11 protein-coding genes are annotated in these 14,210 nt (G+C 72.1%); 4 read left to right on the top strand and 7 right to left on the bottom strand.

Translation table 11 applies throughout. The features are described 5' to 3' along the window. Positions 1 to 25: 25 nt before the first annotated feature. The 3 genes from QP090_RS28985 to guaB form a co-directional block, all read right to left on the bottom strand. Complete coding sequence (locus QP090_RS28985; RefSeq protein WP_285942633.1) at positions 26 to 1,765, bottom strand: glycerol-3-phosphate dehydrogenase/oxidase; 1,740 nt, start codon at positions 1,763 to 1,765, stop codon at positions 26 to 28. 145 nt (positions 1,766 to 1,910) lie between these two features. Then, positions 1,911 to 3,020: a GuaB3 family IMP dehydrogenase-related protein gene (locus QP090_RS28990; protein ID WP_285942828.1), complete on the bottom strand. Its 1,110-nt coding sequence runs from the start codon at positions 3,018 to 3,020 to the stop codon at positions 1,911 to 1,913. Positions 3,021 to 3,160: 140 nt separating this feature from the next. Then, a complete protein-coding gene (guaB, locus tag QP090_RS28995) occupies positions 3,161 to 4,657 on the bottom strand; it encodes an IMP dehydrogenase (protein ID WP_285942634.1) in 1,497 nt (498 codons plus the stop codon). Between the two features lie 198 nt (positions 4,658 to 4,855). Between guaB and QP090_RS29000 the strand changes: the two genes are divergently transcribed. Then, the gene (locus tag QP090_RS29000; protein ID WP_285942635.1) at positions 4,856 to 5,245 is read left to right on the top strand and encodes a DUF5319 domain-containing protein; all 390 of its coding nucleotides are present in this window, start codon (positions 4,856 to 4,858) and stop codon (positions 5,243 to 5,245) included. 27 nt (positions 5,246 to 5,272) lie between these two features. On the opposite strand, the gene QP090_RS29005 is transcribed toward QP090_RS29000, so the two are convergent. The 4 genes from QP090_RS29005 to groES form a co-directional block, all read right to left on the bottom strand. Next, positions 5,273 to 6,103 carry a hypothetical protein gene (locus QP090_RS29005; protein ID WP_285942636.1) on the bottom strand — a complete coding sequence of 277 codons (831 nt, stop codon included), beginning with the start codon at positions 6,101 to 6,103 and terminating at the stop codon, positions 5,273 to 5,275. 89 nt (positions 6,104 to 6,192) lie between these two features. Further along, the gene (locus QP090_RS29010) at positions 6,193 to 6,780 is read right to left on the bottom strand and encodes a sigma-70 family RNA polymerase sigma factor (RefSeq protein WP_285942829.1); all 588 of its coding nucleotides are present in this window, start codon (positions 6,778 to 6,780) and stop codon (positions 6,193 to 6,195) included. Between the two features lie 388 nt (positions 6,781 to 7,168). Next, a complete protein-coding gene (groL, locus tag QP090_RS29015; protein ID WP_285942637.1) occupies positions 7,169 to 8,791 on the bottom strand; it encodes a chaperonin GroEL in 1,623 nt (540 codons plus the stop codon). An 81-nt stretch (positions 8,792 to 8,872) separates the two neighbouring features. Then, complete coding sequence (groES, locus tag QP090_RS29020) at positions 8,873 to 9,181, bottom strand: co-chaperone GroES (RefSeq protein ID WP_131883960.1); 309 nt, start codon at positions 9,179 to 9,181, stop codon at positions 8,873 to 8,875. 289 nt (positions 9,182 to 9,470) lie between these two features. Here groES and QP090_RS29025 point away from each other — a divergent pair, with 289 nt between their 5' ends. The 3 genes from QP090_RS29025 to QP090_RS29035 all read left to right on the top strand — a co-directional run bounded on the left by QP090_RS29025 (position 9,471) and on the right by QP090_RS29035 (position 14,204). Then, on the top strand, positions 9,471 to 10,730 hold the full coding sequence (locus QP090_RS29025) for a class I SAM-dependent methyltransferase (RefSeq protein ID WP_285942638.1): 1,260 nt from the start codon (positions 9,471 to 9,473) through the stop codon (positions 10,728 to 10,730). Positions 10,731 to 11,439: 709 nt separating this feature from the next. Continuing rightward, positions 11,440 to 13,014, top strand: a complete 1,575-nt coding sequence (locus QP090_RS29030) for an apolipoprotein A-IV repeat region-like domain-containing protein (RefSeq protein ID WP_432763089.1) — start codon at positions 11,440 to 11,442, stop codon at positions 13,012 to 13,014. A gap of 209 nt (positions 13,015 to 13,223) precedes the next feature. Further along, entirely contained in the window at positions 13,224 to 14,204 is a 981-nt protein-coding gene (locus tag QP090_RS29035; RefSeq protein WP_432763086.1) for a phosphotransferase family protein, read from the top strand. The last annotated feature ends 6 nt before the right edge of the window (positions 14,205 to 14,210 follow it).

Raw genomic sequence — 14,210 nt, forward strand, 5'->3', positions numbered from 1 at the left:
GCGCCGGAGGGCGACGGCCGGGGCGTCAGGGGGTGGCGGTCGGGACGATGTCGGGCGCGCCCCGCCGGAGCGCGTCGGCCTCCTGGTCGTCGTCCTGGGTCTGCGAGGCCCGCTCGGCCTCGATCCGCTTCCGGTAGTACTCGATCTCCCGGTCGCGCTGCTTCTTGGACCAGCCGAGCACCGGGGCCAGCAGGTCGGCGGCCTCCTGCGCGACGCCGACGCCGCGGTCCCAGGTTTCGATCGAGATCCGGGTGCGGCGGGCCAGCACGTCGTTGAGGTGCCGGCCGCCCTCGTGCGTGGCCGCGTAGACGATCTCGGCGCGCAGGTAGTCCTCCGCGCCGGCCAGGGGCTTGCCGAGGTCGGGACGGTCGGCGATCAGCCCCAGCAGATCGTCCACCAGGGTCCCGTACCGGTTCAGCAGGTGCTCGATCCGCGCCACGTGCAGCCCGGACCGGGCCGCCAGCCGGTGCCGCGCGTTCCACATCGCCTGGAAGCCCTCGCCGCCGACCAGCGCGAGCCCGGCGGTGCAGGACTCGGCGACCTTGCCGTCGAGGCCGTGCGCGACCGCGTCGATGGCGTCCTTGGCCATCACCCGGTAGGTGGTGTACTTGCCGCCCGCCACCAGCACCAGGCCGGGCACCGGATGCGCCACCACGTGCTCGCGCGACAGCTTGGAGGTCTCCTCGGTCTCGCCGGTCAGCAGCGGCCGGAGCCCCGCGTACACGCCCTCGACGTCGTCGTGGGTGAGCGGGGTGTTCAGCACCGCGTTCACGTGCTCCAGCACGTAGTCGATGTCGGCGCGGGACGCCGCCGGGTGCGCCTTGTCGAGGTCCCAGGCGGTGTCGGTGGTGCCGATGATCCAGTGCCGGCCCCACGGGATGACGAACAGCACCGACTTCTCGGTGCGCAGCAGGATCCCGGTCGCCGAGTGGATCCGGTCCTTGGGCACCACCAGGTGGATGCCCTTGGACGCCTTGACATGGATCTGCCCGCGTCCCCCGACCAGTTCCTGGATGTCGTCGGTCCACACCCCGGTCGCGTTGACCACCTGCTTGGCGCGCACCTCGGCGACGGTGCCGCCCTCAAGATCGCGGACGCGCAGGCCGGTGACCCGCTCGCCCTCCCGGAGGAACCCCACGCACTGCGTGCGGGAGGCGATCTGAGCCCCGTACTCCGCCGCCGTGCGCATCGCCGTCATCACGAACCGGGCATCGTCGACCTGCGCGTCCCACAACTGGATCGCCCCGGTGAACGCGTCCTTCTTCAGCGACGGGGCCAGCCGCAGCGCACCGCGCCGGCTCAGGTGCCGGTGGTGCGGGACGCCGCGCGTGCTGCCCATCTGGAACGCCAGCGCGTCGTACAGCGCGACCCCGGCGCCGAGATAGGCGCGCTCCCAGACATGGTGCGTGGTCGGCATCAGGAAGGGCACCGGCCGCACCAGGTGCGGCGCGATCCGCTGGAGCAGCAGCCCCCGCTCGGTCAGCGCCTCCCGGACCAGGTCGAAGTTGTACTGCTCCAGGTAGCGCAGCCCGCCGTGGACCAGCTTGGACGACCGGGACGAGGTGCCCGACGCGAAGTCGCGCGCCTCCACCACCGCCACCGAGAGGCCGCGGGTGGCCGCGTCGAGCGCGGCCCCCGCACCGACGATCCCGGCGCCGACCACCACCACGTCGAACTCCTCGCGCGCCATCCGATCCAGCGCGGTGGCCCGTTCGGCGGGTCCCAGCCGGGAGCTTCCCAGCCCGGTCACCGGTGATCCCGTCATCGCGATTCCCCCCTGTGCGGTTGGGTGTTCGGGTCCTACTTACCCAACAGTAGGGAACGCTCCACCCCAAACCCGGCGATTCCCGTCGGCCGCGCAGCGCCCGTGCCCAGTACCCGTGCTCAGTACCCGTGCGCGGTGCCCGGCCTCAGTGCCCGTGCGGGGCCACCACGACCTGCACCCGCTGGAACTCCTTGAGCTCGGTGTACCCGGAGGTCGCCATCGCCCGGCTGAGCGCCCCGATCAGGTTCATCGACCCGTCGGCCACGTTCGAGGGGCCGAACAGGATCTGCTCCATCGAGCCGATCGTGCCGAGGTCGAGCCGGGTGCCGCGCGGGACGTCGCCGTGGTGCGCCTCGCTGCCCCAGTGGTAGCCGCGGCCCGGCGCCTCGCTGGACCGGGCGAACGGCGAGCCGATCATGACCGCGTCCGAGCCGCAGGCGAACGCCTTGGCGATGTCGCCGCTGTTGACCATGCCGCCGTCGGCGATCACGTGCACGTACCGGCCGCCGGACTCGTCCATGTAGTCGCGGCGGGCGGCGGCCACGTCGGCGACCGCGGTCGCCATCGGCACCGCCACACCGAGCACGGTGCGGGTGGTGTGCCCCGACCCGCCGCCGAACCCGACCAGCACCCCGGCCGCGCCCGTGCGCATCAGGTGCAGCGCCGCGGTGTAGGTCGAGCAGCCGCCGACGATCACCGGCACGTCGAGGTCGTAGATGAACTGCTTGAGGTTGAGCGGCTCGGCGCGGCCCGAGACGTGCTCGGCCGACACGGTGGTGCCGCGGATCACGAACAGGTCCACGCCCGCGTCGATGACTGCCTTGTGGAACTGCGCGGTGCGCTGCGGCGACAGCCGGGCCGCCACGGTCACGCCGGCCTCCCGGATCTCCTGGATCCGGCGGCCGATCAGCTCCTCCTTGATCGGCTCGGTGTAGATCTCCTGGAGCCGGTTGGTGGCGCGCGCGTCGTCGAGCGAGGCGATCTCGGCCAGCAGCGGCTCGGGGTCCTCGTACCGGGTCCACAGCCCTTCGAGGTCGAGCACCGCCAGCCCGCCGAGCCGTCCGACCGCGATCGCGGTCGCCGGGCTGACCACGCTGTCCATCGGCGCGACGACCAGCGGCATGTCGAACCGGTAGGCGTCGATCTGCCACGCGACGCTGACCTCCTCGGGGTCCCGGGTGCGCCGCGACGGCACGATGCCGATGTCGTCGAAGGCGTACGCCCGCCGGCCGCTCTTGCCCCGGCCGATCTCCACCTCAGCAGCCACTGCCACGTCCTCTCAACATCCCGCCGGGCAGGGGAAACCCGTTCCCCTGCCGCAAATGGGAGAAAAATACCGCTGTCGTCGGTTGTTCCCGTGATCAACCGGGTGATGCCCGGATGACCACGGGGAGACTAGCGGCCCTGGTAGTTGGGGGCCTCAACGGTCATCTGGATGTCGTGCGGGTGGCTCTCCCGCAGACCCGCCGCGCTGATCCGCATGAGCTGCCCGCGCTCCTGGAGCTCGGGGACGGTGCGCGCCCCCGCGTACCACATCGACTGGTGCAGCCCGCCGATGAGCTGGTGCGCGACGCCCGCCACCGGGCCCCGGTAGGGCACCTGGCCCTCCACGCCCTCGGGGATCAGCTTCTCCTCGCTGCTCACGTCGGCCTGCGCGTAGCGGTCCTTGGAGAAGGAGGTGCCGCGCTCGCGGTTGCGCATCGCCCCGAGCGAGCCCATGCCGCGGTACGACTTGTACTGCTTGCCGTGCACGAAGATCAGCTCGCCGGGCGACTCCTCCACCCCGGCCAGCAGGCTGCCGAGCATCACCGTGCTGGCGCCGGCCACCAGGGCCTTGGCGATGTCGCCGGAGTACTGGAGCCCGCCGTCGCCGATCACCGGCACGCCGGCCTCGGCCGCGGCCCGGGACGCCTCGTGGATCGCGGTGATCTGCGGCACCCCGACCCCGGCCACCACCCGGGTGGTGCAGATCGACCCGGGCCCGACGCCGACCTTGACGCCGTCGGCCCCGGCCTCGACCAGCACCTTGGCCCCGGCGTAGGTGGCCACGTTGCCGCCGACCACCTGGGCGCCGGAGTTGGCCTTGATCGCCGCGATGGTGTCGGCGACGCCCTTGGAGTGGCCGTGCGCGACGTCCACGATGATCACGTCGGTGCCGGCCTCGACCAGCGCCCGCGCGCGGGCCAGCGCGTCCTCCCCCACGCCGACCGCGGCGGCGACCAGCAGCCGGCCGTCGGCGTCCTTGGTCGAGTCGGGGTACTGCTCGCTCTTGGTGAAGTCCTTGACGGTGATCAGCCCGCGCAGCCGGCCCTCGCCGTCGACCAGCGGCAGCTTCTCGACCTTGTGCCCGGCCAGTAGCTGGAACGCCTCGTCGCGGGACACCTGCACCGGCGCGGTGATCAGCGGCATCGGCGTCATCACCTCGCGCACCGGGCGGGACGGCTCGGTCTCGAACCGCATGTCGCGGTTGGTGACGATGCCGACCAGCACGCCGCGGACGTCGGTGACCGGCACCCCGGAGATCCGGTAGCGGGCGCACAGCTCCTCGACGTCGGCCAGGGTCGCGTCGGGCAGGCAGGTCACCGGATTGGTGATCATCCCGGCCTCGGACCGCTTGACCCGGTCGGCCTGCCCCGCCTGCTCCTCGATCGACATGTTGCGGTGCAGCACCCCGATGCCGCCCTGCCGCGCCATCGCGACCGCGGTGCGGGCCTCGGTCACGGTGTCCATCGCCGCCGACACCAGCGGGATGCGCAGCGAGATATCGCGGGTCAGCCGGGTGGTCGTGTCGGCCTCGCCGGGCTGGAGGTCGGAGTAGCCCGGCATCAGCAGCACGTCGTCGAAGGTCAGCCCTTGCGGAAGGAATTTCTCGGGCTCGGCTGCGGGGTTCATGCGTACCTTCCCGTTGGGGTGAGGGCGTCCGGCCAGGTCACGGCGGCCTGTTTCCATGGTAGAGCGTCGTTGCCGGGCGGACGGCCGGTTCCGCCGCGCCGAAACGTGGCCTCCCTTACAGCCACGCTGGGTGATTGTTCACGCACGCAGGAGAGCGGGGGGTGCACCTGGTGGTGTCCGGCGCAGTAGCGTGGGGGGGTGCACGACGATGCCCCGCTCGACCCGTTCGCCGGCGACCCGGAGGACCCGGCGTCCTCGCTGGGCGACCCAGGCGATGACACCGCCCCGCTGAGCGTCGCCGAGCGCGAGGACGTGCTGGCCGACCTCGCCGATCTCGAGGTCTTCCGGGCCCTGCTGGAGCCGCTCGGCGTCCGGGGCCTGACCGTCGACTGCGGCGACTGCGGCAAACTCCACTACATCGACTGGGAGCTGCTGCACGGCAACCTGCGGCACCTGCTCGACCAGGGCCTGCCGCGGGTGCACGAGCCCGCGCTGTCCCCCGACCCGGTCGACTACGTGAGCTGGGAATACGCGCGGGGCTACGTCGACGGCGTGATCGACAGCGAAGAGGGCCGCGAACCCGAGTGACTCCGGCGCCCGCCGCTTCCGGCCGGCTCAGGGGTGGCGGTACTTGCCCGGACGGTTCTGCGCCCGCTTGCGGAGCTCCTCCAGGCGGCGGCGCACATCGTCATCGCCGGGACCCGCCGACTTCGGCGACACGCCGTGCCGCGACTGCCCGCCCGGAACACGGGGCCGCGACTCCGGCGGCAGCCGCCGCTCCAGCCGCCGCTTCAGCCGCTCGATCTCCTCGTGGCCGGGACGCGTCCCCGGCTCCTTGGCCGGCTCGGCGCGGCGCCGCACCGGCGTGGACGGGCCGGCCGGTCCGGACGGGGCCGACTGGGCCGACGGCGCCGACGACTGCTCGGGCAGCCGCTCGCGGACCGCCGCGGCGGTGGCCTCGCCCTCGGGCGCGGTCTTCTGCGCCTTGCCCGCCCCCGCCGCGCTCGGCGGGGACGCGGACCCGTGGATCAGCCCGCCGCCCGCCGCCGCGACGCCGGTACTGGCCAGCACGGCGCCGACCACCCCGAGCGCCACGATCGTCCGGGGCCCGCGCCGCCGCGACCCCGATCCGGGGCCGGGGCCGGGGCCGGGGCTGAGGGTGCCGGGCAGGGCGTCCCCGGACGGATCGGCGGCGCGCTCGGAAGCCTGCTCGTCGACATCGGCGACCAGGGCCCGCAGCAGGCGGACCGCCGGATCGGCCTCCTCGCCCTCTTGGGACGCGGCCTCGGCATCACCGGCCTTGAGTCGGCCGATCTCGGAAACACCGGAAACGCCCGAGGCGCCTGGGGGCACGGCCCCGGGTTCAGGGACGGTGCTGGAGCGGCTCGCAGAGCCGGCATCGCGCCGTCCCGCCAGCGCCTCGATGATCGCGTCGGTGCGGCGCACCGCACCGAGGTCCGGTGGGCTCGCCGGCGCACGGGCAGCGCCGGAGTGCGAAGGCCGATCCGGATCCGGGGCGCCGCGGCTCCGCTCCGTCAAGCGATCGACTCCTCTCGGGCCATCGTCCGGAGCCGGGCCAGCGCCCGATGCTGCGCGACCCGTACCGCCCCCGCGGACATGCCCAGTACATTACCGGTCTCCTCCGCCGACAGACCCGCCACCACTCGCAGCAGCACCAGCTCGCGCTGGTGATCGGGCAGGCGCGTCAGCAGGTCGCGGGCGCGCTGCGCCTCGATGTAGCGCACCACCGTCTCCTCGGGGCCGGGCCGGTCGTCCGGGCCGTCCGGGAGGTCCTCGGTGGGCACCGCCGCCCGCACCGCGGAGCGCAGCGCGTCGGCGATCTTGTGAGCGGCGATACCGAAGACGAAGGACGCGAAGGGGCGCCCCATGTCGCGGTAGCGGGGCAGCGCCGACAGCACGGCGATGCACACCTCCTGCGCCACGTCGTCGGCGATGTGGTACTGGCCCGAGATCCGGCCGAGCCGGGCCCGGCAGTACCGGACGACCATCGGGCGGACCTCGCCGATGAGCTCCTCGATCGCACCGGGGTCGCCCTGCACCGCCAGCGTGGTCAGGTCCTTGAGGTCGCTTTCGTCGGCTGTCGCCGTGCGCAGCACCCGCACCCCTCGGCCGGTGTCGAGAGGTGATGGAGGGGCGGGCCCCCCCGAGGGTTCGGTTGCGCGCGCGGTCATGGTCCCGGCGTAGCATCCCTCGGTCACGTAGAGCATGATGCCCAGCGGTGTGGTGCCTGTCTCCACTGTCCACGACAACGGAATGGTCACAGTGCAGGAACAGGCCACCAGAAACTACACGACGCGGTCAATTGGCTGCGCACGGTGCCGGAATTATCGCGCCAGACCCCGCAGAGACCTCAAAGCACTACAGACAGCTCGATCACCGACAGTCGCGACAAATGAGAAGGGCCCCCGCCCGGGAAGGGCGGGGGCCTTCGTCACGATCCCCCGGGGAGGCGAGCCGCGCGCCCCCGGACGACCGGTCGTGTGCCGATCGTCAGTGACCGTGGCCGTGGCCGTGGCCGCCGGCGGCGGGCTCGTCCGACTCCTCGGGCTTCTCCACCACGAGCGCCTCGGTGGTGAGCAGCATGCCCGCGATGGAGGCGGCGTTGGTGACCGCCGAGCGGGTGACCTTCACCGGGTCGATGACGCCCTGGGCGATCAGGTCGCCGTACTCGCCGGTGGCGGCGTTGTAGCCGTGCCCGGTGGCCAGCTCGGCCACCTTGGAGACGACGACGTAGCCCTCCTGGCCGGCGTTCTCGGAGATCCAGCGCAGCGGCTCGACCAGCGCGCGGCGGACCGCCTCGGCACCGGTGGCCTCGTCGCCGGACAGGCCGAGGGCGGCGAAGCCCTCGTGGCCGACGTGCACCAGGGCGGCGCCGCCGCCGGCGACGATGCCCTCCTCGATGGCCGCGCGGGTCGCCGAGATGGCGTCCTCGAGGCGGTGCTTCTTCTCCTTGAGCTCCACCTCGGTGGCGGCGCCGACGCGCAGCACGCACACGCCGCCGGCCAGCTTGGCCAGGCGCTCCTGGAGCTTCTCGCGGTCCCAGTCGGAGTCGCTGTTCTCGATCTCCACCTTGATCTGGTTGACCCGGGCGGTGATCTCGTCGCGCGCGCCCTCACCGTCGACGACCGTGGTGGCGTCCTTGGTGACGGTGATGCGGCGGGCCTTGCCGAGGTCCTCCAGGCCGATGCCGTCGAGCTTGAGGCCGATGGCCTCGCTGACGACCTGGCCGCCGGTCAGGGTGGCCATGTCGCCCAGCATCGCCTTGCGGCGGTCGCCGAAGCCGGGGGCCTTGACCGCGACCGACAGGAAGGTGCCGCGGATCTTGTTGGCGACCAGCAGCGCCAGGGCCTCGCCCTCGACGTCCTCGGCCACCACCAGCAGCGGCTTCTTGGTCTGCGCGACCTTCTCGGCCAGCGGCAGGAACTCCTGCACGTTGGAGATCTTGCCTTCCACGATCAGCACGTAGGCGTCCTCCAGGACGGCCTCCATGCGCTCGGGGTCGGTGACCATGTGCGGCGACAGGTAGCCCTTGTCGAACTGGAGGCCCTCGGTGAACTCCAGCTCCAGGCCCATGGTGTGGGCCTCTTCGACGGTGATGACACCGTCCTTGCCGACCTTCTCGAAGGCCTCGGCGATCAGCTCGCCGATCTTCGAGTCCTGGGCGGAGATGGTCGCGACGTGCGCGATCTCGCCCTTCTCCTCGACCTCGCGGGCCGACTTCAGGAGCTGGTCGGACACGTACTGCGCGGCGGTGTCGATACCGCGCTTGAGGCCCAGCGGCGAGGCACCGGCGGCCACGTTGCGGATGCCCTCGCGGACGAGGGCCTGCGCCAGCACGGTCGCGGTGGTGGTGCCGTCGCCGGCGATGTCGTTGGTCTTGGTCGCCACTTCCTTGGCGAGCTGGGCCCCGAGGTTCTCGTAGGGGTCCTCCAGCTCCACCTCGCGGGCGATGGTGACGCCGTCGTTGGTGATCGTCGGCGCGCCGAACTTCTTGTCGATGACGACGTTGCGGCCGCGCGGGCCGATCGTCACCTTGACGGCGTCAGCGAGAGCGTTGACGCCGCGCTCAAGAGCCCGGCGAGCGTCCTCGTCGAATTCCAGGATCTTCGCCATGAGAGTCTCCTTTGTCACGCGATCCGCCCCGGCCGTCCCCGTTAGAGGGCCGGACCGGGGCGGTGCATCACGTCTCGGTGATTACTTCTCGATGACCGCGAGCACGTCGCGGGCCGAGAGCACGAGGTACTCCTCGTTGTTGTACTTGACCTCGGTGCCGCCGTACTTGCTGTAGAGCACGACCTCGCCGACCTTCACGTCGACGGGGACGCGGTCGCCCTTGTCGTCGACGCGGCCCGGTCCGACGGCCAGGACGGTCCCCTCCTGGGGCTTCTCCTTGGCGGTGTCGGGAATCACCAGGCCCGACGCGGTGGTGGTCTCGGCCTCAAGCGGCTGGACGACGATGCGGTCCTCGAGCGGCTTGAGAACAACCTTGGTGGCGGTCGTCACGATCTGACCTCCCCTTCGATTGGTCCTCGGCCGGCCATGCGAGCCGGCCAGCACATGTGACAGAGAGAGGCGACCCTGACCGGCCTGCCGTCGCGGGTGTCAGACCGACCTTGTCGCTTTGGTTGGCACTCTCACACTGAGAGTGCCAATCCGGAGACTATGCCGTGCCCGGTGACCCGTCAACACGGACACGGCCGTACGGCGGGCACATCGCGGAGCACCGTCCGATATCGGGCTGAATGCCCCCTGTGGGGGACCGGTCGCAGGTCCGGCCGCTAACGTCCAGCCTATGGACATCGAGGCGTTCCTTGGCCTGCTCTCACCCGAGGGCCAGGCCGTCCTGGCCGAGGCGGGCGGCGCGGACACCGGCGAGGACGCCCTCCTGACCACCGCGTCCAAGCTGCGCGAACGCCACCCCGCCGAACTGGTGAACGCGGCGCTCACCCAGGTGCGCCTGCGCGAACGCGCGCGCGCCAAATTCGGGCCGGACGCCGCCCGCATGTACTTCACCCCGGCCGGGCTCGAACAGTCCACCCGCGCGAACGTCGCCGCCCACCGGGCCCGCCGGTTCCCCGCCGGCGCGTCCGGGGTGCTGGAACTCGGCTGCGGCATCGGCGCCGATCTGATCGCGCGGACGCGCGCGGGCGTGCGGAGCGACGCCGTCGATCTCGACCCGCTGACCGCCGAGGTCGCGCGCGCGAACGTGGACGCCCTCGGCCTGGACCGCGCCCTGGTGACGGTTCGGGTGAACGACGCCACCGAGGAGGACCCGTCCGGCTACGCGGCGCTGTTCGCCGACCCGGGGCGCCGGACGGCCCGCGGCCGTGTCTTCGATCCCCGCTCGTACCAGCCGCCGCTCGACACCGTCCTAGACCTCGCCGGGCGCGTCCCGGCCGCGTGCGTGAAAGTGGCGCCCGGCATCCCGCACGAGGCGGTCCCGGACGGCGCCGAAGCCGAGTGGGTCTCGGTGGGCGGGGACGTCAAGGAGTGCGCCCTCTGGCTCGGCGGCATGGCGGGCGGCGTGCGCCGGCGCGCCACCCTGCTGCCCGCGGACGCCGCCACGGACGCCACCACGGGCTCCCCCACGGCATGGACGCTGACCCCCGTCCCGGGGCTGGACGCTCCGGAGGTGCGCGCGTGGGGCCGCTACCTGTACGAGCCGGACGGCGCGGTGATCCGGGCCGGCCTGGTCGCCGAGGTCGCCGAGCTGGTCGGCGGCGGGCTGGCCGATCCGCACATCGCCTACGTCACATCCGACACCCTGCTGCCCACCCCGTTCGCCTCCGCGTACGAGATCGACGCCGTGCTGCCGTTCTCGCTGAAGCGGCTGCGGGCCGAGCTGCGCCGCCGCGAGGTCGGGGTGCTCACCGTCAAGAAGCGCGGCTCGGCGGTGGACGTCGACCGCCTGCGCCGCGACCTCGGCTTCGGGCGCGGCGCCAAGCGGCCCGGACGGAGCGGGCGCGGGGGGCACGGCGACGCGGAGCTGACGCTGGTGCTCACCCGGGTGGGGGACGACCCGGTGGCACTGCTGACCCGCCCGGCGCGCTGAACGGCCGTTAATCGGTCCAAAGATCTCCGCCGGACGCGAGAACGCCAAGCGGGCACGGGCGACGCACCACGCCAGAGCAAATCCTCCGCACTTTCCGGCATGGCCTTCACTAAGGATCGCGGCCGGGCGGCAAGCGCGTTAAACGGGACGCGGGACGGCCCATCAGGGGCGGCGGGCCGAAGAATGACCAAGGCAGGTTCAGGAGATCGGCCCAGCGGTGTCCCGCGACGCCCCCAGAGCGTCCGAAATGCCATGCCGGAATGGCCGCCGCGGGCGCCGTCCCGGAGTCGTCCGGATCCGGGCCGGGCGGGACGGCGGGCGCCCATCCCGGGCCGTTCGGCGGGCACCAACGGGCGATGTCGGGCGACATGCAGGGATTTACCCGACCCACCTCCGGCCCAGCGGAAACGCCGTTCGAGGCACGTCCACACCGGGCGCCACCACCACCTTCACCACGACCGCCCGCAAAAGCCAGGAAATCACCTGACGCCGCGAGAACTCCCGCGTTCCCGTCCACCCGGATAAGCGCCGCATTCCGCCGGACCTGCATGGATTCTCACCCCGACTTCGGGCAGGCCCGAACGCACTACAGTGAGCCCTTCACGATTCAATGCCGCGCGCAATTTCATCGCGTCGGCACACGAAGGAGCATCGGGTGGAAACGAATCACAACTTCCTGCAGACGGGGGGTCAACCGGTCTCGGACCGGATGCGGGAGTTGCTCGCCCGTGCGGCGCAGGACCACGTCTATGAACAGCGCTCACAGGGCCAGGTCCTGGATGAGATACGGCAGCGGCTGGAGGGCATGGAGTGGCTGCTGCGGGAGGTCCGCGAGCGCGAGCTCAACGGCCTGACCGGGCAGCTCGACAACGTCCGCGGGCAGGTCGACGACCTGTCCAGCAAGCCCCCGGAATGGGCCGAAGGGCTGGCCGAGCACATCGAGGCGGTCGGCGAGCGGGTCAAGCCCGTCGCCGAACTGCCCGCGCTGTGGGCCGATGTCGGCGTCGTCGCCGAGAACGTCGACGAGGGCCTGGTCCGCATCCAGGCCGTCATCGAGTCCGCGCAGCACATCACCGACGTCACCCAGCAGGCGTCGCTGCGCATGGAGGACATGGCCAAGCGGCTGGACAAGCTCCAGGGCAGCATGGAGGCCGCCTCCGTCCGCTTCAACCGGCTCGACAAGTCCCTCGCCGAGCTGGGCCACCGGTCGGAGAAGCTCGAACACTCGATCAACGGCGTCACCACCCGGGTCGATCAGTCGCTCGGCGAGATGGCCGAGCGGGTGGAGCAGGGGCTGGAGGCGGTCAACGGCCGGGTCGAGGGCGTCGGCGGACGGCTGGACGGGCTCGACGGCCGGCTCTCCGGGCTGTCCGGCAAGCTGGAGGGCCTGGACGGCCGGGTCGAGGGCGTCGACGACCGGCTCGACGGGCTCGGCGAGCGGATCGACCGGCTGCCCGGCCTGCTCGACATCGGCGAGCTGCACCGCAAGGTGGACGAGCTCGCGCAGCGTCCGCCGATCGACCACTCCGACCGCTTCGACGCGCTGGAGAAGCACCTCGCGGACGCGTTCGAGCCGCTGATCGACGAGCTGCGCGCCAGGCCGGACCGGGACGAGGTCAAGGCCACCATGTCGCAGATCGCCAAGACGGCCTACAGCGACGTGGCCAAGCGCATGGACGAGTTCTCCCGCCGGTTCGAGGACGTGCACGAGGACGTCCGCAAGCGGATCGAGGGGATCCACGAGGAGGTCACCAAGAAGGTCGACGTCGCCCTGGAGGAGTTCACCGCGCAGGTCGACCTGGTCTCCCGGCGCGTCGAGTCGGTCCACACCGACGTGGCCAAGCAGGTGGAGTCGGTGCACACCGAGGTGTCGCGCCAGGTCACAGGGGTCCACGACGATGTGGGCAAGCGCATCGACGGGATCCACGACGATGTGACCAAGCAGGTCGGCAGCATCCAGGAGAACGTCGCCAAGCAGGTCGGCGGCATCCAGGAGGACGTCGCCAGGCAGGTGGGCGGGGTGCAGGAGGAGTTCGCCAAGCGGGTGGACGGCGTGCACGACGAGGTCAGCCGGCGGGCCGAGGCCATGCAGGCCGAGGTCGGCAAGCACTTCTCCGGCGTCCAGGACGAGGTCGGCCGGAAGGTCGACAGCGTGCACAGCGACGTCACCAAGCAGGTGACCGCGGTGCACGAGGACGTCCTCAAGCGGCTGTCGACCCTGGAGGAGACCATGCTCGCCCTCGCCGAGGCGCTGCTGCGTCCGCGCCGTGACGGGAAGGACTGAGGGGTAGGGTGGGGCGCTTCTCCGCACGTGGCGGGGAGCGTCCCGCCCGGCTGCCCGGACGCCCCCGCACCCGCCGGGGCTCTGCGGCGGTATGTCCGCCAATCCGCCGGGACACCCGAAGCCGCTTGATCAAGACACGTCGATGACGTGCATTTTGTTACGTTCCGTCTTCGCAAAATCACTCCCAATACCCTTCGGAATCCGTTTTCATGGATCTCGTGACCCACACTCCGGCACCTTGCCTCCCGACCGGCATCCCGCCCAGTCGCGCCACGCTGCGCTGGGTCGAGGAATGTCTCGGCCGGGGCGCCGAGGTCCGGATGGTCCGCCCGCTGGCGGGCGGTTCCGCGCACGCCAACCACGCGCTGCTGGTGGAGAGCCGCTCCGGCAGCGCGCACCGGCTCGTGCTGCGCCGCTGGACCCCGCGCGGCCTCGGGCCGGGCGGCGACGACCTCGGCGCGCCGCGCCGGTCGTACGGCGACACCGAGTTCTCCCCCGAACGCGAGATCGCCGCGCTGGCACTGCTGGCCGGCTGCGAGATCCCCACCCCGTCGCTCGTCGCCGCCGACCCGGCCGGCGCCTACTGCGACGTGCCCGCGCTGCTCATCACCCGGCTGGTCGGCCACCCGCCGCGGCCGGCCCCCGACGACCTGTCCGAGTACCTCATCCAGTGCGCCGCCGCGCTGCTGGCGGTGCACGCGCTGAACGGGGCGTCCACGATGCCCCCCTACGTCCCCTACAACCGGCTCGACGTGCGGGTCCCGCCCCGGCACGCGCTCCGTCCCGAACTGTGGGAACGCGCCTTCCAGGTCGCCGGCGGGTCCGCGCCCGAGGCGCCCGCGCGGTTCATCCACCGCGACTACCACCCCGACAACACCCTGTGGTCGTACGGCAGGCTGACCGGGGTGGTCGACTGGTCCGACGCCTCGTCCGGCCCGATCGCGGTCGACATCGCGCACATGCGCCGCGGCCTGGCCCTGCGGTACGGGCCGGGCGTCGCCGACCGGTTCCTGGCCGCGTTCGACCAGGTGTCGGGCGGCTACCGGCACGACCCGTACTGGGACGTCCGCTGCCTGCTCGACCTGCTGCCCGAGACCGACGGCCGGGTCATCGACGAGGCCCAGGTGCCGCTCTTCGAGGACTACCTCGCGGCGCTGCTCGCCGAGCTCGGCGCCCCCGCCGCGGGCTGACCCGCC

It is taken from the genome of Actinomadura xylanilytica (assembly GCF_030283145.1).
In the GTDB taxonomy this organism is placed as follows: domain Bacteria; phylum Actinomycetota; class Actinomycetes; order Streptosporangiales; family Streptosporangiaceae; genus Spirillospora; species Spirillospora xylanilytica.